This is a genomic window from Williamsia sp. 1138 (assembly GCF_002095435.2).
GTDB lineage: Bacteria > Actinomycetota > Actinomycetes > Mycobacteriales > Mycobacteriaceae > Williamsia.
In genome coordinates this window covers 39,836-62,176 of sequence record NZ_MJEJ02000034.1, presented here as the reverse complement: position 1 = coordinate 62,176, position 22,341 = coordinate 39,836, and the positions used below count along the sequence as shown (strand labels likewise).

The 22,341-nt window shown below is 64.6% G+C and carries 19 protein-coding genes; 12 read left to right on the top strand and 7 right to left on the bottom strand.

The features are described 5' to 3' along the window. Positions 1–35 precede the first annotated feature (35 nt). The 3 genes from BH683_RS07490 to BH683_RS07480 all read left to right on the top strand — a co-directional run bounded on the left by BH683_RS07490 (position 36) and on the right by BH683_RS07480 (position 1,946). On the top strand, positions 36–395 hold the full coding sequence (locus BH683_RS07490; protein ID WP_084835636.1) for an Rv2640c family ArsR-like transcriptional regulator: 360 nt from the start codon (positions 36–38) through the stop codon (positions 393–395). 367 nt (positions 396–762) lie between these two features. Continuing rightward, the gene (locus BH683_RS07485) at positions 763–1,329 is read left to right on the top strand and encodes a hypothetical protein (RefSeq protein ID WP_094647315.1); all 567 of its coding nucleotides are present in this window, start codon (positions 763–765) and stop codon (positions 1,327–1,329) included. Positions 1,330–1,466: 137 nt separating this feature from the next. Continuing rightward, positions 1,467–1,946, top strand: coding sequence for a hypothetical protein (locus BH683_RS07480; protein WP_143695998.1), 480 nt, complete (start codon positions 1,467–1,469; stop codon positions 1,944–1,946). A gap of 43 nt (positions 1,947–1,989) precedes the next feature. Here BH683_RS07480 and BH683_RS07475 read toward each other — a convergent pair whose 3' ends face one another. The 3 genes from BH683_RS07475 to istA all read right to left on the bottom strand — a co-directional run bounded on the left by BH683_RS07475 (position 1,990) and on the right by istA (position 5,780). Continuing rightward, positions 1,990–3,222: an IS110 family transposase gene (locus tag BH683_RS07475; RefSeq protein ID WP_084835684.1), complete on the bottom strand. Its 1,233-nt coding sequence runs from the start codon at positions 3,220–3,222 to the stop codon at positions 1,990–1,992. Positions 3,223–3,410: 188 nt separating this feature from the next. Next, positions 3,411–4,175 (bottom strand): IS21-like element helper ATPase IstB, encoded by a 765-nt coding sequence (gene istB, locus BH683_RS07470; RefSeq protein WP_084835634.1) that lies wholly within the window; start codon positions 4,173–4,175, stop codon positions 3,411–3,413. A 66-nt stretch (positions 4,176–4,241) separates the two neighbouring features. After that, positions 4,242–5,780 carry an IS21 family transposase gene (istA, locus tag BH683_RS07465; RefSeq protein ID WP_084835633.1) on the bottom strand — a complete coding sequence of 513 codons (1,539 nt, stop codon included), beginning with the start codon at positions 5,778–5,780 and terminating at the stop codon, positions 4,242–4,244. A gap of 692 nt (positions 5,781–6,472) precedes the next feature. Here istA and BH683_RS07460 point away from each other — a divergent pair. From BH683_RS07460 to BH683_RS07420, 9 genes are all read left to right on the top strand, one after another. Further along, positions 6,473–6,970 carry a DUF6153 family protein gene (locus BH683_RS07460; RefSeq protein WP_143695997.1) on the top strand — a complete coding sequence of 166 codons (498 nt, stop codon included), beginning with the start codon at positions 6,473–6,475 and terminating at the stop codon, positions 6,968–6,970. 106 nt (positions 6,971–7,076) lie between these two features. Beyond that, positions 7,077–7,736, top strand: coding sequence for a DUF305 domain-containing protein (locus BH683_RS07455; protein WP_030174464.1), 660 nt, complete (start codon positions 7,077–7,079; stop codon positions 7,734–7,736). Positions 7,737–7,894: 158 nt separating this feature from the next. Continuing rightward, positions 7,895–9,127 (top strand): Ig-like domain-containing protein, encoded by a 1,233-nt coding sequence (locus tag BH683_RS07450; protein ID WP_030174461.1) that lies wholly within the window; start codon positions 7,895–7,897, stop codon positions 9,125–9,127. Further along, entirely contained in the window at positions 9,124–9,957 is an 834-nt protein-coding gene (locus BH683_RS07445; RefSeq protein WP_033336195.1) for a hypothetical protein, read from the top strand. Before BH683_RS07450 ends, BH683_RS07445 begins: the two co-directional genes overlap by 4 nt. Positions 9,958–10,056: 99 nt before the next feature. Next, complete coding sequence (locus tag BH683_RS07440) at positions 10,057–10,263, top strand: cation transporter (RefSeq protein WP_030174455.1); 207 nt, start codon at positions 10,057–10,059, stop codon at positions 10,261–10,263. Between the two features lie 89 nt (positions 10,264–10,352). Beyond that, entirely contained in the window at positions 10,353–11,324 is a 972-nt protein-coding gene (locus BH683_RS07435) for a heavy metal-binding domain-containing protein (RefSeq protein WP_084835683.1), read from the top strand. Positions 11,325–11,357: 33 nt separating this feature from the next. Beyond that, positions 11,358–13,688: a heavy metal translocating P-type ATPase gene (locus tag BH683_RS07430; protein ID WP_030174448.1), complete on the top strand. Its 2,331-nt coding sequence runs from the start codon at positions 11,358–11,360 to the stop codon at positions 13,686–13,688. Between the two features lie 66 nt (positions 13,689–13,754). Then, on the top strand, positions 13,755–15,899 hold the full coding sequence (locus BH683_RS07425) for a heavy metal translocating P-type ATPase (protein WP_094647321.1): 2,145 nt from the start codon (positions 13,755–13,757) through the stop codon (positions 15,897–15,899). Between the two features lie 38 nt (positions 15,900–15,937). Beyond that, positions 15,938–16,261, top strand: a complete 324-nt coding sequence (locus BH683_RS07420) for a metal-sensitive transcriptional regulator (protein ID WP_030174443.1) — start codon at positions 15,938–15,940, stop codon at positions 16,259–16,261. A 46-nt stretch (positions 16,262–16,307) separates the two neighbouring features. Here the strand turns inward: BH683_RS07420 and BH683_RS07415 are convergent, their stop codons facing one another. Genes BH683_RS07415 through BH683_RS07400 form a run of 4 tightly spaced genes read right to left on the bottom strand, consistent with a single transcriptional unit; the run spans position 16,308 to position 22,075 of the window. After that, the gene (locus BH683_RS07415) at positions 16,308–16,697 is read right to left on the bottom strand and encodes a hypothetical protein (RefSeq protein WP_143695996.1); all 390 of its coding nucleotides are present in this window, start codon (positions 16,695–16,697) and stop codon (positions 16,308–16,310) included. Further along, positions 16,694–18,799 carry a hypothetical protein gene (locus BH683_RS07410; RefSeq protein ID WP_030174436.1) on the bottom strand — a complete coding sequence of 702 codons (2,106 nt, stop codon included), beginning with the start codon at positions 18,797–18,799 and terminating at the stop codon, positions 16,694–16,696. Before BH683_RS07410 ends, BH683_RS07415 begins: the two co-directional genes overlap by 4 nt. Continuing rightward, on the bottom strand, positions 18,796–20,640 hold the full coding sequence (locus BH683_RS07405) for a hypothetical protein (RefSeq protein ID WP_143695995.1): 1,845 nt from the start codon (positions 20,638–20,640) through the stop codon (positions 18,796–18,798). The genes BH683_RS07410 and BH683_RS07405 overlap by 4 nt, the downstream gene beginning before the upstream one ends. Next, positions 20,633–22,075 carry a site-specific integrase gene (locus BH683_RS07400; protein ID WP_246833238.1) on the bottom strand — a complete coding sequence of 481 codons (1,443 nt, stop codon included), beginning with the start codon at positions 22,073–22,075 and terminating at the stop codon, positions 20,633–20,635. Before BH683_RS07400 ends, BH683_RS07405 begins: the two co-directional genes overlap by 8 nt. Positions 22,076–22,341: the final 266 nt, after the last annotated feature.

The following is a 22,341-nucleotide window of genomic DNA, read 5'->3' as shown; positions in this document are numbered from 1 at the left end:
CGACATATGTCAATAGCGTGGGTAAGATTGGTGTCATGCCCAAGACGTTGCCGGTGATCGACATGACCGCACCCATCTGCTGCGCACCGGTCTCGGCGTCCCCGATGGATGACGACGCGGCCCTGGAGGTGGCGCTGCGGCTCAAGGCATTGGCGGATCCGGTTCGGATCAAGTTGATGTCGATCCTGCTCACCGACGACGCGGGCGAAGTCTGCACCTGCGACCTGGCGGCCGCAGTCGGGCTATCCGAGCCGACCGTCAGCCATCACCTCGGTCAGCTCAAGAAAGCCGGGATGGTCCGCCCCGAACGTCGCGGCATGAACGTCTTCTACCGCGCCCATACCGACGCGCTGCAAGCGTTGCGGCAGGTGTTGGACCCGACCTGCTGCCGCTGACCTGTCCCACGGCGTACGTCGGCCGCAGATTCGAACATCCTGCGCTTGACAGGACACAGAGACATCTCAGGTTGCTAAGTCGTCAAGTCCGGAAACTATCCGGGAGTAGTCAAAGGCCACTTCCTGCGGTCGTGCCGGTGTGAGACGGTGGTGCCATGAGCGCATCCAGACCCGATTCACGAACGGTCGGCACACGCCTCAACGCGCGATCCTCGTGATGCCTGACGAGACCGTGAAACAGCCCAGTCCAGGCACAATTGCCTGCACCCACCCTTCGTCCTGCGGCGGCCGGCGTGGACTCGCACTTCTTGTAGTGACGCTGTGGGCAGCTGCGGCCCTATCCGGCTGCGGAAAAACGACCGTCAACATGGGCAATGCACCCACCGAGTCGGCGACAACAACCCTGATCTCACCCTTCGACGCCACCACGGATTTCAGTGACATACGAAATCTGATGGCGGAGACGACCCACGTGTTCACCGGACGCGTCGACGCCTTTGCTGGTTCGAAATCTCGAAGCAGTTTCCCCGAAACCCAGTTCACCGTGACCACCGGGGTTCAGCTCAAGGGCGAGGTATCGGCCACCGTGATCGTCAACCAACAAGGCGGAACCCGCAGCGGCGCTTACATGTCCCTAGGCGGCGACCGTCCGCTCAACAGCGGCCAGTGGTACCTGTTCGCCACCAACGCATCGCCGTCAGAAGGTTGGTACACCCTCATCCCGATTTACGGAGACGTCAAAATAACCGAACAACAAGCACGCGACCCCTCCTCGCCGCCACTGGCCGCCGCCGCAGCAGCACACAACGACAACCTCCAAGGCGCACCGAGATCCAGCGCCGCGCCTACTGAGACCCCATCTTTGACCTTCCCGATCCCGCAACCGGGCGACGAGTACCCACCTCCATACTCACCACCGCAACCGACTTCATAGACCGCCTTATCCGGTTGTCTCTCAATCCTCAGACGACGAGGCCGTTGAGTTCTTGTCTACGCACTGGTTGCCTACCCAATCTCGGGCGAGATCGCTCTTGCCGCCTCACGTGCCGTCAGATGTGAGAATGTTGCGATATGGCTGGTCGAACGCGATACGGATGGCGGGTATCGATCGCGGCGACGTTTCTCGTCGCCGCGTGCGGCGCGGATGAGCCAGCGAATGATCCTCTGCTCAGCCCCGACCACCAGGATGCGTTAGCGAACGGGTCCGCCGCACCTCCTGCTTCAGCGTTGAACCGGGTGATGGAGATCATCGTTGACCCGAACGTACCTGCCGCCGAGAAGATTGCGCTGGTGGAGGACTCCGATGCCGACCGAGACGTTTTCACCAAGATCGCAGACCAGGGAACAGCAACCTACCGGTTCATTGCACCAACGTCGTTGGCCGAACCGAACGAGTCTGCGCACGCGAACGTAGAAGTCCACAGGACAAGCGCACCCGTCTACAGCGCCGAAATCCCGCTCATCTACGACGAAGGTAGCTGGAAGATCGGCAAAGCCGCCATCTGTCCGCTACTCGTCACCAGCAGTCCCATGTGCCAGCCCAGCCCGTAGCCTCGGTCAGGCCCAACCCACGGGACGAGGCCGCCCGGCGAAATCAGGCGGCCGGCTCCAACAATTCGGAAGGGAATGCTCGCCCCTCGTCATACAGCTGGCCCGTGTGAAGGCAGGTGTACAGCTGGCCGAGGAACTTGTTGTACAGGTTCCGCTGCGCCGCCCGGTTCCAGTCGCCCACGCTTCGTCGTCGGTCATAGTGCGAGCGCGCACCGGGCGAGGCCCGCAGCGATGCCAGCGTCCAACTTGACCCGATCGATTCGAGTCTCCTGTTCTTGACGCGGCGGTGTGTCACCACGGTCTTGCGGCCGCTGGCACGGGTCACCGGGGCAGCGCCGGCATAGGCTTTGAGGCCACGCGCGTCAGTGAACCGGTTTCGGTCGTCTCCGAGTTCACCCAGCAGCCGGGCGCCGGAAACCGCGGACAACCCGGGGAAGCTGACGATGACTGCGGCGTCCGGATGCTCGACGAACCGTTCACTCGTCGCCTCCGCCAACCGCCGTGCTGCCTGGTCGACGGCTTCGTACTGGTCGAGCAAAGCGATCAGGTGAATACCCATCGCTTCTTCAACGAGTTCCGGTTGCCGTAGCTGCGCCGTGGCGAAGATTGCTCGCAACGCAGTGGCATGCTCGGCGATATAGCGCTCACGACCAGCGCGAACCAGCAAGCCGCGCAACTTCACTGGCGTCAACGTCAGCGCTACCGCAGGTGTTGACGCTCGGCGCAAGATAGTGCGTACATCGGCCCGAGTGAGGCCGCCTGTGAGTAGCGCCACCATCTGCAGCGCGGCTGGGTAGAACTCCCCCAGCAGGGCTGCGATGCGGTTCCCGATGGCCGAGCGTTCCCACACCGCGTCCTGCTGGGCTCGCGCTAAGACTCTGACAGCCTTGGCCAGCTCTGTGTCGACCGGGACTGGACGGTGGGCGTGGCGGTCGGTGCGCACTATGTTGGCCAGCGCGATCGCGTCGGTGATGTCCGCTTTCGCTCTCGATACCGAGTGCCTGGTCCGGTACCGCGCTGCCGCCAGCGGGTTGATGGCGTGCACCTGTCGCCCGGTCTCGACCAGGCTCGCGACCCACAGGCCGTGGTCGGTCTCGATCGCCACCGGGATCAAATTGTCTGCTGTATCGCCAGCGTCAGCCAACAGTTCCAGGAGACGCGCGAACCCAGCAGCATCGTTCGCTACGCGCTCCTTGGACAACACAGTCCCCTCTGCGTCGACGAGCGCGATGTCGTGATGGTCGCTGGCCCAATCGATTCCACAAAATACTTCCACGTACCTCTCCTCGTCCGGCAACACGGTCCACGAGCCAGTCGGAGTCAATCGACGACCTAATTGCAGGACTCGAAGGTCCGTCATCTCAGTAGTTGTCGACGGTCACGTAATTCCTCAGGGGTTTCCGTCAGGTAATTCCCCATGTCCGAGCGTGCTGGGGTCAGCGTAGCTGAGCAGGTCGGGTGGGGTCAGGTGGTCTTCTTGGCGGGGCGTCCGGGTCGTTTGCGGGGTCGGTAGGAGGGGCCGTCCATGAGGATCTGGTGGCTGGTGTTGATGAGCCGGTCGAGCAGCGATTCTGCGACGACGGGGTTGGGAAAGAGCGGGTACCAGTCTTTGGGTGCGCGGTTGCTGGTCAAGATCAGGGGTTTGCCGGCGATGGCCCGGTCTGAGACGAGGTCGTAAAGGTCGTCGGATCCGGTGGTGGTGTGCTCACGCATCGCGAAGTCGTCGATGATGAGCACGGCGGGGCGCGTGTATTCGCGCATGCGTTGGCCGATGGTCCGGTCAGCGTGACCGCCAGCGAGGTCGGCGAGCATGCGTGCGCATTTGACGAAACGCACGTCCGCGCCTCGTCGTGCGACGTGGTGGCCGAGTGCTTGTGCCACATGGGTTTTGCCGACTCCGACTGGTCCGTAGAGGATCACTGATTCACCGGCATCGAGCCAGCGCAGTGCGGCGAGGTCGCGGAGCATCGCGGCGGGCAGTTTCGGGTTCGCGGTGAAATCGAAGTCTTCGAAGGTCGCCTGTTGCTCGAAGCGAGCGCGGCGTACGCGTCGGGCCAGAGCGGCGTGCTCGCGTCGGGAGATTTCGTCTTCGCAGAGCACCTGCAAGAACTCGAGATGGCCGAGTTGGCCGTCGCGGGTTTGGGCCAGGCGGGCGTCGAGGGTGTCGAGCATGCCCCCGAGCTTGAGGGTTTTCAGTGCGGCTCGCAGGCTGGGATCGTGGATGGTCATAGCACTAGTTCCTTAAGTGAGATAGTCGTGAAAGATGCTGTGTGTCAATGGCAATGCGGATGCGTCTTATTGACCGGAGGCTGTGTCGAAAGCTTGCGGCCCGCGAAGTAGGGCCGGTACGACGGCAGCGGCCGGCGCGGGTGCACCTTCGTGTTCGGTGCCGGCGGCCAGGATTCCTTTGATGGTGCGGTATTGCACATCACCGACCTGGCTGGCCCGGTGGCAGGCGGCGTTGATCCGGTCGTCGGGGTAGCTCTTGCGCAGGCCCACGATGCCTTGGATCGCTCGAAGCCGGTGCAGCGCGTTGACCTCGGAGAGTTCGGCGACCACGGCCACCGCCGCGGGTCCAATCTCCTCGGCTTGGTGGCGGCACCAGGACACGGTCTGCAACGTGTAGGCGACTTTGTGGGGTGGGTAGTGCTCGAAGTTCGTCGACCGCCCCGCCAGGTGCAGCACGTGGGTCGCGGCCACCTCATCGCCGTCGAAAACCTGCACCATGTCGCCAGCGGTGCGGATCGTGACGCGGTGCCCGATTAATCGCCACGGCACCGAATACAGGGCTTTGCCGGCCTTGACATGACAATCCGGTGCGACCTTCCCGACGTGGTAGACGACATGTTCAAAGGGTTTTGGTGGCAACGGTTTCAGAGCTGATCGTTCGATCTGAGCGAACAGCTCTGCTGGTGTCATCCCGTCGATACCGCGGTGCGCGTGCTGGCCGTAGACGTCGATGCACCACACCACGGCGGCCTCCTTCATCTGCGGTAGCGAGCCGAAGGTTCGGCCTCGCCAAAACGAGTCTCGAATGTAAGGCATCGGGCGTTCGATCCGCGGTTTGTCTTTGGGTTTGCGCGCGCGGGCGGGGTCGATCAGCACGTCGTAGAAGGCGGCGAACTCGGCGTAAGCCCGGTTGATTTTCGGATCGTAGAGATCAGGGCGGTCGACCCCGGTCTTGAGGTTGTCGCACACGATCCGGGCGGGTGTACCGCCGAAGTAGTCGAACGCCGCCACATGCGAAGCACACCAGGAAGATTGATCCATCCGAAGCACCGGCTGAACGAACAGTAACCGTGAGCACGCCAGGATCATCGCGAACGCCCAGACCGTCACCCGCCGATCGGTGACCGGGTCATGCCACATGCCGAGTTTGCCGTAATCGACTTGCGCCTCCTCGCCCGGCGGGACTGCGCCACGCGGCACCGTGGCCTTGCCTTCGGCTACCTGTTCGGCGAATACTGCTGATACGTAACGCCGTACCGACGACTCGGACACATCCACTCCGTGGTCATCACGCAACCGCTGGGCGATAGTCGCGACCGTCACCGACTCGTCCAACTGGTCCTTGATCCAGGCGTGGTGGGCCGCGATCGCCGGTCTGGTCACCGCCCGCACCGCCGGATCGGCCACCTCGGGGAACCAGTCGGCGATCAGCTGCCGCCACACCGACTCGTCGAACCGCTCACCGCTGCCGGGGGTCATGCCGGCCGCGATTGCCGGTGCCAGATACTTTCGGATCGTCTTGCGGTCGATCCCCAACGCCGCCGAGATCTGCACCTGAGACCGGCCGCCATGCCAATGCCGGAACAACTCCATCAAATCGGTCATCGTCCACGTTCTCCTCGCCACCACGGGCCCCTTCCAGGGCCGGTAGGAGACCCTGCAAGAAGCGAACCTGTAGCCGCACCCGAACCCCGGCCGACACACCCCAGGGTGGGGAATTACGTGACGGCCAGGTGGGGAATTACGTGACGGACAACCCCATCAACCTGGGGAATTACGTGACCGCTGACATAGTCATTTCTGACGCCAAACCCGCTGGGCCCTCGCACACTGTTGGAACTCGAGGTTCGGGCACACACAAAAGGAGGTCAGACCCGGCGGCGGTTCGCACTTCAAACTGACCACATCGACTGACCACAGCCGGTCAAGCGCGCCGCGCTCTGTGGAGACAGTCCGCGTGTGCAGTGTCAGGCACCCTCAGGCGTCAGCTCGTTGGCGTATGGCCAGCCGATGTGGGTAGCTCAACGAAAGGACGCTGAGTTACGAAGCAATTAGGCACCCGGACATCTCTGCCCCGCCGACCCGCACCGTACTACTATATCGAAACTATGTTCGAGTCGTGGCAGCACTCCCCCACTCTGCACGTCTTCGACCCTCCACGACCGGTGGAGGTCGACCTCTTGTAGACGGGGTTTGTTCTATCCAGTGTCCAGCTGCCGATCTGATCGTGATCTACCATCGGGTGATACCTCCCAGGGGTAAAGAGCTAGCGAGACAAAGAACGGACGGGGGTGCATATGCCAGTGTTGCCGCGCCTTGACGGCGGGTCCATCGCCGGGTTTTCTGCGCGCCCCCGCCAGGGCGGGTGGCTGACCGCGGCGGTGATGACGTGCGCCGCGTTCGGGGTGCTGCTGGGTGTGTTGCTGATGCATTCGGTACCGATGGTGCATCCCCCCAGCGGACATAGTGCCGCTGGTCCCACGGCGGTCTCCGCTTTACACCCCGACGTCGGTCACCACGCCGAGACCAACGAGCTGGCCGCCGCGGTGATGGCCGGGTCGGGTGTTGTGCTCGAGATGGGGTGCAGTGACGGCTGTTCGCCGCATGTTGGGATGGCGATGTGCATGGCCGTCATCACGATCGCGACCGCGTTGATTGTGGTGCGCCGTCTTCTGGATCTACGAGAAAATGAGAGTTGCTCGGCCGCGTGGGCGCTGGTGATGGGCGGGTATGCCTCGCGTGCGCCGCCGTGGGCGGCGCCATCTTTGGAGAAATTGTCGGTGTTGCGGATCTGACAGACGAGGTGCCAACGGCACGTTCGTTTGACACTCGCACGTGCCTACCTCGGCGCGTCGCGACTCTAGATTCCGCTCTGCCACTTTTGTTTTCAAGGAGACGATGATGTTTTCGACCCGTACCACCCGACTCAAAGTTGTTGCATCCGCCGCCGGCGTCGCCGCGGCCGTGGTGCTAGCCGGCTGCAGCGACGACGGCGGCCACGATATGGATTCGATGGGCGGCGACTCGATGTCGTCGACGGCATCGGCCAGTGCCGCACCGTCGCCGTCGGCCGAGGCCGCCGCACAGTTCAACGATGCCGATGTGATGTTCGCGCAGATGATGTATCCCCATCACGCTCAGGCTGTGGAGATGGCCGATCTGGTGCAAGGGCGCACCACCAACCCGCAGATCATCGAGCTGGCCGCGGCAATCAAGTCCGCCCAGGGCCCGGAGATGACGCAGCTGCAGCAGTGGCTGGCGCAGTGGGGCAAACCCGCCCCGACCACCGGCGCCGACATGGGCGGTATGGACCACGGCGGCAGCGGCGGTATGAGCGGGATGATGTCTGAGCAGGACATGACCGATCTGGCCGCCAAGAACGGCGCTGAGTTCGATCAGGCGTGGCTGACGATGATGATCGAACACCACACCGGTGCCATCGAGATGGCCAACACCGAGATCGCGGACGGCTCGAATGAGCAGGCCAAGCAGTTGGCCCGCACCATCGTGCAAACCCAGCAGACTGAGATCGACACCATGAAGGCGCTGCAAACGCAGTAGGCCTGGCGCAGCGCCCCGGTCTGGCACCGCCGGTGCCAGATCGGGGTCTGGCGTTCCACGTGTCCCCTTTCTTGGCTTCAGCAGCACCGTCCTGGTCGCTACCAACCCGGGCGCAGCCGTTGCCTGGCTTCCCTTTCTCATCACTTTTCGGAGTTTTCATGCGAACCCCTCCCCGGTGGGGGCTGGCGGTGGTGGCGCTCTGTGTGGCAGCACTGACCGCCTGCACCTCGTCCCCGTCCACACCATCCTCGAGCACGTCGGCAGCCGCCTCGGCCGACCGGCCGGGCGATGATGCCCCGCAACTGACCATCACGCCCGGCGACGGCGACGCCACCGTCACCCCCACTGATCGGGTGGAGGTGCAAACCTCTGCGGGCACATTGGAATCGGTGGTGCTGACCAACGAGACCGGCACCCAGATCGACGGTTTCTACACCCCGGATCGGGTGGACTGGAAGCCAGCTGTGCCACTGGGGTACGGCCGCACCTACACCCTGACCGCGGCTGCTGTGCACGAGGACCAGCGCACCGAACGCACCATCTCGTTCTCCACGGTCACCCCAGGCACGCAGACCAAACCGACCTTTGTCAGCACCGGCGGGAACCTGCTCACCGACGGCGCCACCTACGGAGTCGGGATCGTGGTGGTGGCCCAGTTCGACGAGCCCATCGGCGACCGCGCCGCCGCCGAACGGTCGCTGGTGGTGCGCACCGACCCCCCGGTGACCGGGTCCTGGAACTGGGTCGACGAGCGAAGCGTGCACTGGCGTCCCCGCGAGTACTACACCCCCGGCACCACGGTGTCGGTGAGCGCCAACATCTACGGAGTTCAGTTGGGAGAGAACTTATTCGGTCAAGAGGACGTGAGCACCTCGTTCACCATCGGTGATGCCCATGTCTCGATCGCTGACGACACCACCAAACAGGTGTCGGTGTTCAACAACGGTGAGTTGGTACGCACTATGCCCACCTCGATGGGCCGCGGGGGCACCGAGACCGTCAACGGCCGCACCATCCACTTCTGGACCCAATCGGGCACCTATACCGTGCTCGACAAGGCCAACCCGGTCATCATGGACTCCTCCACCTACGGGCTACCGGTGAACTCGCGCTTGGGGTATCGCCAATCGATCAACTACGCCACCCGCATCAGCAACGACGGCATCTACTTGCACGAATTGACCGACACCATCGCCCAGCAAGGCAACACCAACATGTCCGCCGGGTGCTTGAACCTCAACCCCGACAACGCCCGCTGGTTCTACGACTTCTCGGTCCCCGGAGACATCGTGGAAGTCCGCAACACCGGCGGCCCGCCCCTGGAGCTCTGGCAAAACGGGGACTGGAGCGTGCCCTGGGAACAGTGGCTCGTCGGCAGCGCACTGCAATGAGGGGTCCTCGCACGGTGGCCGCCGCGTGCGGCATCAGTGTGGTGATGCTGGTGCTGCCCGGGTGCACCTCGGCTGATCCTGCTCCCGAGCGGGCCCAGCCCAGCGCTGAGGTCACCGCGCGCATCGCCCTCTCACCCGGGGTGTCACACCTGCATGGGTTGCAGGTGTCCGCCGACCGAACGTTGTTGGCCGGAACCCACCACGGGCTGGTCGCGATCGATCCCTCCGGGGCGACCACCGCGGTGGGCACTTCCGACGATGACCTGATGGGCCTGACCGGAATACCCGGCAGCGATGTGGTCTTCGCCTCGGGCCATCCCGGTAGGTCCAGCACCGCCCCCAACCCGCTGGGACTGCTGGCCAGTACTGACGGGGGCCGCAGCTGGCAAGACCGCTCCCTGTCTGGAGAGGTTGACTTTCACGTGCTGGCCGCCGCGGACGGACTGCTGATCGGCTCCGATGGCGGGCCCCTACGGGTCTCCCATGATGGCGGCGAAACATGGACTGCTGGAGCACAACTGGTTCCACGCACCCTGGCGATCACCGACGACGGTATCTGGGCGGCCACCGACGAAGGCGCGGTGTGGCACAGCATCGATGACGGGCGCTCGTTCGCCGAGGTCGCCGCACCCACCATCGGGCTACTCGCCGGGAGCGGCAGCACACTGTGGGCAGTCGATGCCGAGGGGTACTCCTGGCAACGCTTCGAGGGCCGGGCCTGGCTGCAACATTCCTGGATCGGGGCTCCCGACGCGATCACCGTCGCACCCGACGGCACTGCCTACGCCGCCACCAACGCCGACCTGTGGACCCTCACACCTCGCCCTTGAATACCCTAGGGGGGTATGGTAGACCGTAGGTAGGCCTTGATGAGGTCTCCGTGCGTCACCACCTGCACGGCACTGCAGTTACAAGAGCAAGGGGTTGTCATGAGTACGTCCACTGTCACCGTTACCGGAATGACCTGCGGCCATTGCGCGTCCTCGGTCCGAGAGGAGGTCGGCGCCTTGGCTGGGGTGTCCGATGTCGAGGTCGATCTGGGCACCGGTGCGGTCACCATCACCAGCACCGACACGATCGAGCCGGCTGCGGTCAAGGCGGCCGTGGCCGAGGCGGGGTACCAGGTCGCCGAGTGACCACAGCGGTACCCGGCGCCGGTGAGAAGTTTCTGCGGCGCCGGGTATCTGCCCCCCGCTCATCCGTTTCGTGAACAAGGAGAATGATGATGAACACCGCGACCCGGTTAGCTCTCTACGGCGCAGCTCTGGTGGCAATCTTTGGGGCCGCATTCGTCGTGGCCGCTGCTGTAGTACCTGATCGGGTCGCCCGCGACTGGACCACCTCCGCTGAGCACACCGCCCACGCCCCCACCACTACTGCTCCCGCAGGAGCCGCCGCACCGGTACGCGGCGTGTCGATCGCTGCCGGTGGCTATGCCTTGACCGCTCTGGCCGCACCCAACCGTGTCGGCGAAAGCGGTGAGCTGGCGTTCACCATCATCGGCCCCGACGCTCGCCCGGTCACCGGATTTGCGACCTCCCACGACAAACAGCTCCATGCCATTGTCGTCGCCACCGATGGCTCCAACTACCGCCACGTGCATCCCACGATGGGCGCCGATGGGCGGTGGTCGCTGCCGTGGCAGTGGCCCGCGGCCGGCAGCTACCGCGTTTTCGCTGATTTCGTTCCTGCCGCCTCCGACACGGACATCACCTTGACCAGCACAGTGACCGTGGCCGGCGAGGTTGCTCCGCCGGCGGCACGGCCGGTGAGCTCCACCGATGAGGTGGCCGGCTACCAGGTCACCCTCACCGGGGACCTTACTTCCGCCAGCACCTCGACGGTGACGGCCCGCATCACCCGCGACGGTCAGCCAGTGACCACCCTGGAGCCTTACCTCGGCGCCTACGGACACCTGGTGGCCCTGCGCGAGGGGGATCTGGCCTACCTGCACGTGCATCCCGAAGGCGCAGCACCTGCTGGCCCAGAACAGCTCTCGGGTCCGCAGGTGCAGTTCGCGACCGCCGCACCCACCCCTGGCCGGTATTTGCTGTATTTCGATTTCAAAGTCGACGGGCAGGTGCACACCGCCGAGTTCGTCCTGAACGCCGCCGGTCCGGCGGCCTCCACCCCCTCGGCACCTACGGCCAGTCCGCCCCCGGCGCCGGCACCCACCGACGCCCACGGCGGCCACTGACCCACGCGCACAACCCCGTTCAGAAGGAACACCATGGCTACTGCACCTGCACCTGCACCTCAGACTCCTGCTGCACTCGAACTCGAGATCGGCGGCATGACCTGCGCGTCGTGCGCCAACCGGATCGAACGCAAGCTCAACAAACTGCCCGGGGTGACCGCGACGGTGAACTACGCCACCGAAAAGGCGAAAGTCACCACCACCTCCGGCGATCTCGATCCCACGACACTCATCGCCACCGTCGAACAGGCCGGCTACACCGCTGCCCTGCCCACCGCGCGCACCAGCGATGGCGCCGAAGGCGGCGATCAGCGCACCCGCCCCGACAGCGAGCTGGCCGCCTTGCGCCAGCGGCTCTGGGTCTCGGTCGTGTTGACGGTGCCGGTCATTGCCCTGGCGATGGTTCCAGCGTGGCAGTTCACCTACTGGCAGTGGGCCTCGCTCACCCTGGCTGCACCGGTCATCGTGTGGGGCGCCTGGCCCTTCCACAAAGCCGCGTGGACGAACCTGCGGCACGGAACCGCCACCATGGACACCTTGGTGTCGGTCGGCACCCTCGCAGCCTTGGCCTGGTCGATCTACGCGCTGTTCTGGGGCACGGCGGGCCAACCCGGAATGACCCACGGTTTCGAGTTGACCGTCTCCCCCTCCGACGGCGCGGGCAACATCTACCTGGAAGTCGCCGCCGGAGTCACCATGTTCATCCTGGCCGGCCGCTACTTCGAAAAACGCTCCAAACGCCAAGCCGGAGCCGCACTCCGCGCCCTACTCGAACTCGGAGCCAAAGACGTCGCTGTCCTACGCGGCGGCACCGAAACCCGCATCCCCATCACCGAACTACACGTGGACGATGAGTTCGTGGTGCGGCCCGGAGAGAAGATCGCCACCGACGGCGTCATCACCACCGGACGCTCCGCCGTCGATGCGAGCATGCTGACCGGCGAATCCCTCCCGGTCGAAGTCAGCGAAGGCGACCCAGTCACCGGCGCCACCGTCAACGCCGGCGGCCGCCTCATCGTGCGGGCCACCCGCGTGGGAACCGACACCCAACTGGCGCGAATGGCTCAGCTCGTCGAAGACGCCCAATCAGGCAAAGCGCAAGTCCAGCGACTCGCAGACCGCATCTCCGGAATCTTCGTCCCCATCGTCATCGCCATCGCCGTCGCGGTCCTCGGCGGCTGGATCGGGGCCGGATTCCCCCTCAGCGCCGCATTCACCGCAGCGGTGGCCGTGCTGATCATCGCCTGCCCCTGCGCATTGGGCTTAGCCACCCCCACCGCACTGCTGGTGGGCACCGGCCGCGGAGCCCAGCTGGGGATTTTGATCAAAGGCCCCGAGGTACTCGAATCGACTCGCGCCGTGGACACCATCGTCCTGGACAAGACCGGCACCGTGACCACTGGAACGATGACCCTGCACGAGATCATCACCACCGACGAGGTGTCCTCCGACGATGTGTTACGCCTGGCCGGCGCGCTCGAGCACGCCTCCGAACACCCCATTGCCCGGGCCATCGCGGCCGCCGCGGCCGAGCAGACCGGGCCGCTACCGTCGGTGGAGTCGTTCACCAGCGTGGACGGCAAAGGTGTACACGGTGTCATCGAGGACCACGCGGTGCTGGTGGGCCGTGAAAGTATGCTCGCCGACTGGTCTCTGCCCCTCGAGGGCACGCTGGCCGCGGCCAAGACTGAGGCGGAGCAGATCGGGAAAACCGCTGTCGTGGTGGCCTGGGATGGCCGCGTCCGAGGCGTGCTCGTGGTCGCTGACACCATCAAACCGACCAGCGCCGCCGCGATCGCCCAGTTCACTGCTCTGGGCCTGACCCCGATTCTGCTCACCGGGGACAATCAAGGCGCCGCCGACCACGTCGCCGCCCAGGTCGGTATCACCGACGTCATCGCCGAGGTCCTGCCCCAGGACAAACTCGCCGTCATTGCCGACCTGCAAAAGCAGGGCAAAACAGTGGCCATGGTCGGCGACGGTGTCAACGATGCCGCCGCCCTCGCTCAGGCCGATCTGGGGCTGGCCATGGGTACCGGGACCGACGTGGCCATCGAAGCCGCCGACATCACCCTGGTGCGCGGTGATCTGCGCTCGGCGGCCGACGCGATCCGGTTGGCGCGCAAAACATTGGGGACCATCAAGATGAATCTGTTCTGGGCGTTCGCCTACAACATCGCTGCTATCCCCCTGGCCGCGCTCGGGCTGCTCAACCCCATGCTCGCCGGGGCTGCCATGGCGTTGTCCAGTGTGTTCGTGGTCAGCAATAGCCTGCGCTTGCGCGGATTCACCTCCCGCGCCACCTCGGCGGCGCCGGCCACACCCGCATCGGCACCCACCCACCGGCCGCTGCAGCATGCCTAGCCACTTCCCCACCCACCCGATCGTCACACCTCGACTAATACCCCAGGGGGGTATACGATGGACGCCATGAACGCTCCACAGCACAACCACTCGGCGCACTCACCCGCGACACCCACCGAGCACGCCCATGCTGGTGCGGTGCAGGAGCACACCTCGCATGAGCACGCCGGCCATGACGACAGCCACAGCGACCACGGTGCACACGGCGGGCATCAGGGTCACGCCGGACATGGTGACCACGTCGGACAGTTCCGGCGCCTGTTTTGGATCATGCTGGTGCTGGCCATTCCGGTGGTCGGATTCTCAAACATGTTCGCCATGCTCGTCGGATACGAGTTACCCGACAGCGAAGCAGTGACATGGATTTCGCCGATTCTGGGCACCGTGATGTTCGCCTGGGGCGGCCGGCCGTTCCTGACCGGCGCGGTCAGTGAGGTGCGATCACGGGCGCCGGGCATGATGCTGCTTATCGCGCTGGCGATCACGGTGGCGTTCGTGGCGTCGTGGGGTGCGAGCCTGGAACTGCTGGACCATCAGCTCGATTTCTGGTGGGAACTGGCCCTGTTGATCGTGATCATGTTGTTGGGGCACTGGATTGAGATGCGGTCGCTGGCTCAGACGACGTCCGCGCTGGACTCGTTGGCGGCGCTGCTACCCGACGAAGCTGAACGCGTCGACGGCGACACCACGGTCACCGTGCCGCCCTCGCAACTGCAGGTCGGTGACGTCGTCATCGTGCGCCCCGGCGCCAGCGTGCCGGCGGACGGAAAGATTGTCGACGGCACCGCCGAGATAGACGAATCGATGGTGACCGGGGAATCGAAGACGGTGCGCCGCAGCGCCGGTGACGCCGTGGTCGCCGGGACCGTCGCTACCGACTCGGGGCTGCGGGTGCAGGTCACCGCCACCGGCGACGACACCGCCCTGGCCGGTATCGGACGACTGGTCGCCGACGCCCAGAACTCGACGTCGCGAGCCCAACGGCTCGCCGATACCGCCGCAGGCTGGTTGTTCTGGTTCGCACTCGGCGCTGCGGTACTGACCGCCATCGCCTGGACCGTGCTCGGCTATCCCGACGACGCGGTCGTACGCACCATCACCGTCCTGGTCATCGCCTGCCCGCACGCACTGGGCTTGGCCATCCCACTGGTGGTGGCCATCGCCACCGAACGCGCCGCCCGCGGCGGGGTATTGATCAAAGATCGGCTCGCGCTGGAAAGCATGCGCACCGTGGACACCGTGCTGTTCGACAAGACCGGCACCCTGACCAAAGGCGAACCCACCGTCACCGCAGTCCACACAATCGCCGGCCATTCCGAGGACGATGTATTGGCCTGGGCCGCAGCCGCGGAAACCGACAGCGAACATCCCCTGGGCAAAGCCATCGTGCACGCCGCACAGACTCAGCACCTCACCCGCGTTGCCGCTAGCGACTTCACCTCATCGCCCGCCGTCGGTGTCTCGGCCACCGTCGACGGCCGCCATGTTCAGGTCGGCGGGCCCCGACTGCTCGAGCAGTACCAGCACAGCGAGCTCGACGTCGCCGAGCGCTGGCGGGCCGACGGCGCCATCATCTTGCACGTCCTCGCCGACGGGCAGGTCATCGGCGCCCTCAAACTGGCCGACGAGGTGCGCAGCGAATCACGCCAGGCCGTCGACGCGCTGCACAAACTCGGTATCCAGGTCGTCATGATCACCGGCGACGCACACGCAGTGGCCCAATCTGTCGCCACTGAACTCGGCATCGACCGCGTGTTCGCCGGCGTCCGCCCCGAACACAAAGCCTCCAAAGTCAAAGAACTTCAATCCGAGGGCCGCACGACGGCCATGGTCGGCGACGGTGTCAACGACGCCCCCGCACTCGCCCAAGCGGACGTCGGCATCGCCATCGGCGCCGGCACCGACGTCGCGATCGCCTCGGCCGGTGTCATCCTCGCCAGCGACGACCCCCGATCGGTGCTGTCGGTGATCGAGCTGTCGCGAGCGAGCTACCGGAAAATGAAGCAGAACCTGTGGTGGGCCGCCGGTTACAACCTGATCTCCGTACCCTTGGCTGCCGGTGTGCTCGCTGGGATCGGGTTCGTTCTGCCCATGTCGGTTGGTGCGATCTTGATGTCGGCGTCCACGGTGGTTGTGGCGCTCAATGCCCAGCTGTTGCGGCGACTGGACCTGCGCCCTGACGTCAGCGCCACTGCTGCACTGGGCAAGTAGCCACTTACACTGCAGACGCCCCACAACGAAGGACTTTTATGGCTGCCAGCACACCCACCCACGACGGGGAGCACGCTGCTCCGCACGGTTACATCGACGACAAAAAGAAGTACCTCGCTCGGCTCAAGCGGATTGAGGGCCAGGCCCGCGGGCTGCACCGGATGGTTGATGAAGAGCAGTACTGCATCGACATCCTCACCCAGATCTCCGCGTTGACCAAAGCGCTTGAGGGTGTGGCGATCGGCCTACTCGATGATCACCTCAAGCACTGCGTCGTTGACGCCGCCAAAACCGGCGGGCCAGAAGCCGAAGCAAAGCTCAAAGAGGCTTCCGACGCCATCGCCCGCCTGGTCCGGTCCTAGCCCGCAGCTTCCCGCAAGGCGCTCGTACTACCCGGCGAGAGTCCCGTCACGGCCGCGGTGGTATCGCTACGATCTTCGCTGACGCTTCGAGTTGGTTTCGCAGCGCATAGTTTTCGAGGGTGAGGCGTTGGATGCTGGCTACTGCGAGCTCAATATCGGACGACAGTGCTGCGTTATCACGCCGTAGGCGTGCATTGTCGGCGCGAAGTGCGGTGCGGTCGTCCGTCCGAGGGGCCGGGGGTGTGCTGGCGGTTGCGGACTTGAGTTCGGCGGCGATGCCGGGGAACTGTCGCCAGAAGGTGCCGTTGCTCAGGTTCAGTCGACGTGCCAGCCCGATGACGGTGGCACGGGTTCCCGCATCTCGAGCGTCGTCGATGTACTCGTGCATTGCTTGACGAACGTCATCGTCGGTCGGCATGTCTACGCGACGGCTCATAGTTGATCCGTGGGGTCGTACCGTTCGGTGAACTGTACGATCTGCTCTCGGCGCTGGGTGAGCCTCGTGCGAAGTAGCGGCGGAAGTGCCGGTCGCTGTGTTAGTTCCGTATCGATGGTGGTGGTCTCAGCACGTAGGGCGGCAATGTTGCCGCTGGTGAGTGCGACGTTGCGGCAATGTAGCGGCTGACATTCGCCGAGCGTGGGTGCGAGTCGCCCGTCCCTGGTTGTGGTTCGGGTGCACAGGGCTTTGTCGGGATCGAATACGCATGTCGCATACCGGCCCGGGTAGATGGCCGGGTCGTGGCGGCGCAGCAGTCGGCATTGGCGGCGGCGGTCAGTGATGATGTGCCCTTGATAGCCGATGTTGACGCCGTACTCGGTGAGACGGCGGCGGGCTTCGTCTGATGCGGGTCCGCTTAACCCGTCGTGGTGGTGGGCGTCGGTCATGGCCATCAGGTGTTCGCCGCGGGCCAGGGCCTGTTCTGCTTCGACTTCTGCGCGAAACCCGCTGTCGGACGTGCCCGCGTAGCCCTCGAACATGTGAATGGCTTGGTGCCGGTACTGGATCGCCCCGGCGACGGATCCGCCTGGCTGGCGGGCGATGAACCACGCCAGGGTGCGCCGAAATTGTCGCGTGGTCAGCCGCCACCGTGTTCCGTGTACGTCCGGGAGGGCATCGTCGCGCCCATGGACTCGGCAGTAGTCGTTGATCCATTCGATCAAGTCGTTGAGGTGGGTGTTGGTGGTAGTGGTGAGGGTGACGTGGTCGGCGACCTGGCCTCGACGCACCGCAGGGCTTTGGATGGTGGGCGCGAACAGTCGTGGTTCGTCGTCGGGCTGTAGTTGCTCGAGGATGGCAACCGCGCGGGCGACGGGGGCACCGACCACCCAGGTTGCCTGTACTCCGGTGGGGTCGTGTTCGCCTTTGAACGCAAGGCTGGTGATGAGCCACCGGTAGGGCCTGTCGTGTCGATCTCGCTTGACGGTGACGCACCTACGACGTAGGTGTTTGATTTCGCTGTCCCGCATGCCGGATAGAAATGCGATGACCACGTAGCAGGCGGCTCGCAGAGCGGTCTGCAGATGGGTGCCGCCGGCGGCGCGGTCGGTGCGGTCAGTGGTGATTTCGTCGATCCATGGTGCGCCGTCGAGGCGCCCGGTGATGGTGATGTTCAGAGCGATGGTGTCGCAGACCCCGACTTCGCGGGCTGTGTGGTCGATGAGTTCGCGGTAGGAGGGGCGGAGCAGAGTCGAGGCGTCGCACCCGAGGAGGTTCGCCAAATGCCTGCGGTTGGGTCGGCCGTTGCGGCCGGGGAGTGGTCTGCCGGTAGCGCGGTGTTGCACGAGGAGCTGTTCGAGTGCGGGCTGGACCCAGCGCCGCGTGTCGGGTTCTATTCTTCCTTCCCCTAGGCGGAGTCGGCACCACTCACGATCGGCAGCCAGAATGTCGGGCGCGAAGTCGTCGATGAATCTCAGGCTCCACGCCACCAGTGGCCCCAGGACCGCTTCCGGGATCCTGGCGGTCATGTTTTCGGTGTTACTGCGAGCACCGGTCTCGCCCCATCCCTTGATACGCCGGGGATCGAAGGTCAGCTGATCGGAAACCAGTACCGTCCGATAGCGCCAGAAGTAGCGAATCGCGACGCGGTGGTTGTCGCGGACAGCGCGGTTAAGTTGTGTTGCCATCAAATGCTGTTGGTAGGTGAGCAAGTCGTCGGACGTGACCATTGACAGTGGCAACGGTTCTTTGCCGTGTACGGCTTGGGTGTTGAGCCAGATGAGGAAGCTGCGGATGGAGGCGAACAGGGACACGATGGTGCCGACCTTCGGGAGTCCGAGTTCCCGGGTGGGCACCGGGCCGCTAAGCAGGGTGAGTGCCAGTTCTTTTGCGATGAGGCGGTAGGGCGTCGGCAGTGTTGTGAAGTCGAGGATGATCCTGACGTGGTGCTGCTGGAATGATCCTGGTGCGAGGTCCCAGACGTCGTCGATAAAGCGCGCCGCCTGCTGGCGGTCCGTTTCTGTCCGCACCGGCCGGCCGTCGAAAATCAGTCTGTCGCGGAAGGGGTGCGCGCTTGCGGGTCGGTCGTGTTTGGCTGTCATGCTGTCTCCCAGGGTGTTTCAACGAGATCGAGAAGACTGTCGGTAGCTTTGTTACGGGCGGCGACGGTGATCTCGGATCGGCTGAACTTGGGTAGCACGTCATGGTGAATCGCCGCCCACGTCGGACCGTACTTCCTCCACCAATCGGCCTCGGGGAGCTGTTGGCGGCGGGCGACCAGAGCGTCGAGGAGCCCGAGTAGCCCTGGGAGGTGATCGGGTGTGATGACACAGTTTCCGCAATGAAAGCAGTCCAGGAACGATGCTCGGCACGTGTTACCAGTCGCGGGATGGCTATCTGCGTCGATGCAGGTGGTCCATGCGGCCTCCGCGGCGGGGTGGGGCGCAGGCATGTCGTCGTCCTCGGGCCCCGATGCAGGTGAACGCACATGCAGTGCTCCCCCAGCGATTTGCAGGGCCCGCCGATGCGCCTGCAGGGCCTTCGACTCGGCCTCACTGACTGCAGTAGCGACGATGTCCTGCGCCCACTCAGCCACGGTGGGATCGCCGCGCAAATAGTTACCGAACAGCACGGGCACGGTGTTGCTCCGGGCCGACGAGGGCAGGTGCCCACCGAGTTGTTTGGTGCGGCGAACCTCCGTGCTGGTCTTGATCCTGTTGGTCGAGACCTCCAGTGGCTCGGGTTCTGCGCCCTCGAGCGCATCTGCCTCGAGGTGGTGCCGATCGCGCCACACTGTCCATCGAATCGCCAACGCCGACAGGTCCCGCGCGAACGGATCGTAGTGCTCCTCTACACCCTGGAGCCCGCGCAGGTGTCCGTTGCGCCACAGCGACCACACGGAGGTGCTGTCGCTGAATGTCCTGCTGCGGCCGGTCAGTTCGTGAAGTAGCAGATATAGGCCACCGGGGTAGTCCAGTTCTTTCCCGGGCGGCCCAATGTCCCACGTGGCGGTATCAAACCATCGGCCGCGGCGGCGTCGTTTGACTAGGCGGACTTCGACCGCGCGGGATTCGAGGATCCTATGTTCGTGCGGGAGTTCTTTGATCGTTTCGACGTTGCGTCCGGTGACGGCGACGAGCAGCGCCATCAATGGTGCGAGGTCCGGGATTGTCAGAAAGAGCTGACTTGCCAACGCGCGGCGCGTTACCCGGAACTCGCCGTCGATCCCTGGGGGACGGGGCACCACGCCGCTGCGCGCCATGTCGGCCAACGTCAAGGCCTCGTAGCGGCCATCTGCCAGTGAGCCCGATGCCTGTTCGTGCGCGCTAACCAACGACTCGGCGGTTCGGATGCGATCACGGATTGCCGCCACGTCGGTTCTGGCGGCCGCGAGAAGTCGGGTCAGCTCGCCGTCGGAATAGCCTGGTCGGCCGCCTCGATACTGGATACCAACCCGGCGGCAGGTGTGGTCGATGACGTCCTGAGCCACCTGTTCCACGAGCGGGCTGACAGAGAGGAAGCGGCCGAACTCAGCTACACGGCTCCAGGCTCTCGATTCGTGCAGTCCCCGGCCGCGATGGTGGTCGTACATTGACTCCAGATGTGCAATCGTCAAAGACCTTGGGCTCGAAGGTGGATCAGTAAGGCCGGACAGCACTAGCAATGCCTGGCGGACTGAGCGAACGTACGACTTCGCCGATCCGAGCGTTCTGATCGAGCCCAACGGCCCCAATACTCGGCGTAGAGCATCTGCCACTGCCGGGTGCCAGCCCGGCAGCGGGAAGTCAGCGACCGCGAAGGTGGTCGAGCGTTCGTCTTCCCCGTCGAACAGCACGTCGAGCCCGCCCAAAGCCCCGGGGGCAGCTTCGGCTGCTTCGTATCCCTGCGGCGGGAGAGATGCCCGGCGACCCAATCCTGTGCTGCCGCGGCCACGCTCAGTCATCGACAGCACCACGCTCAAGAGGGGCATCGATCGCCTCTATTGGGATGTGACGCAGGTCCTCCCAATCTTGAGGCACCAACGCCATCCGCGTGTGCATCTCTAACTCCGACAACGCATGTAGATAGATCTGAGTCGTCACCACCGATCGATGCCCGAGACGTCGTCGCACCCAGTCCAGGGGGTCACCGAAAATCTGGGTCCACTGTCCACGCTGGTGCACGTTCAGCTCCCCCAGTGCCGCGATGTGGCCTCGTTGTAGCTGTTCTAAGGTCACGACCGCGAACGTATGCCGCAGCAAGTGCGCGTGCGCGCTCAGCGACACCCCCGCTATCTGACATCGCTTGTTCGCCGTGGTGAACAGATCTTTCCACGTCGACACTGCGATCGGTGTGCCGAACTCTGACAACCAGAACGCGGCCGGCTCCAACCCGTTCGGTCCATCGACCAGCAGCGTGCGCCGCTCTTCTGCGGTCAGATCGTGCACCTTGATGCGCACGCGCGTGCCTGCGTCTGTTCGCACCGCTATTGGTTTCGACGGATCTGGAACTATTAGGGGCGCGGGCCACCGTTCATACCGGCCAGCTTCACGGGCCCGTTCGATCACCTCAGCGCGGTCCACCAGCATGTAGCTCATCAGATCGGCGATCACAGATTCCGGTACATAGACCCATCGGGCGGAAGCACCCTTCGCGATCGCTGTTGGCAGCCAGAAACGTTGATAGCCACCGAGACCACGTTCCAGTGGGACCTCGAATACCGTCAACGCCGCCTGCTCCGATAGCCGCAGACCAGTTCGCACCATGAGATCGCAGAAGGTTGCATTGCGCGCACCCCATCTCCCGCGAAATCGTGGATCTGGCATGCCATCCGCGGTGTACCCGCGCATGCCGACATCGCGCCACCGTCGATAGGACTGCGGCGGCAGCCACCTCACATGCTCAGACTGTCGATCGTGTGAGTACGTCGCCGGCGTCGTCGCGGACAGTTCGCGGCCGCCGGGCCCTGGGTAGATCGGCATGAACCTCCGAAGCCGGTGCGGCACCGGATTGACCGGCACCGTACCCGCGTCGACTTGCCACCCAAAGAACTTATCTGCCGCGGCGACCTCGCGGTCCCAGGTCGTACCCTTCACACGAGGACCGGCCGCATCCATTCGGCGCCATCGCCAATAGGCCACGTGATCGGACTCCTCCACATCCCGCCAATCACGCCGCCCGCGCGCTGCGAAAGCGAAGTTCAAGAACGCCGCCAGATCGCGTGCGTACCCAACCTGTGTGTTACGCGCCTTGGACTGCATCTCAGCCGAACTAAAGAATGCGTTCAGGGTGATGCTGTACTCGAATGACGGGCTCAGGAGGAACGGAGCACCAGGTACTAGCCCCGACTGCAGCAACCAGTCCTGCCAATCCACAGCGAGACCAGCAACGTCCGCCATTGACACACGCGGCATCAACTCCCCGGGGGTGACGCACACTCGCCACGCTGACCTTCGCACGGTCGGACACTACGTGGACAGATGACCAACCGTGCACAAGACCTGCTACCTACTTTGAGCTGGGCATTCATGACCGCCGGCCGCAGTCCAGTCTCCTTAGAGACCCGAGCATTCGGCCTTCGAGTCGAACGGTCTCAACCAGGCCGTCAGCTGGCGTGGATTCGAGCAAATTCTGGGGCCTGGATCGGCCTGGTGATCTGCGAGGT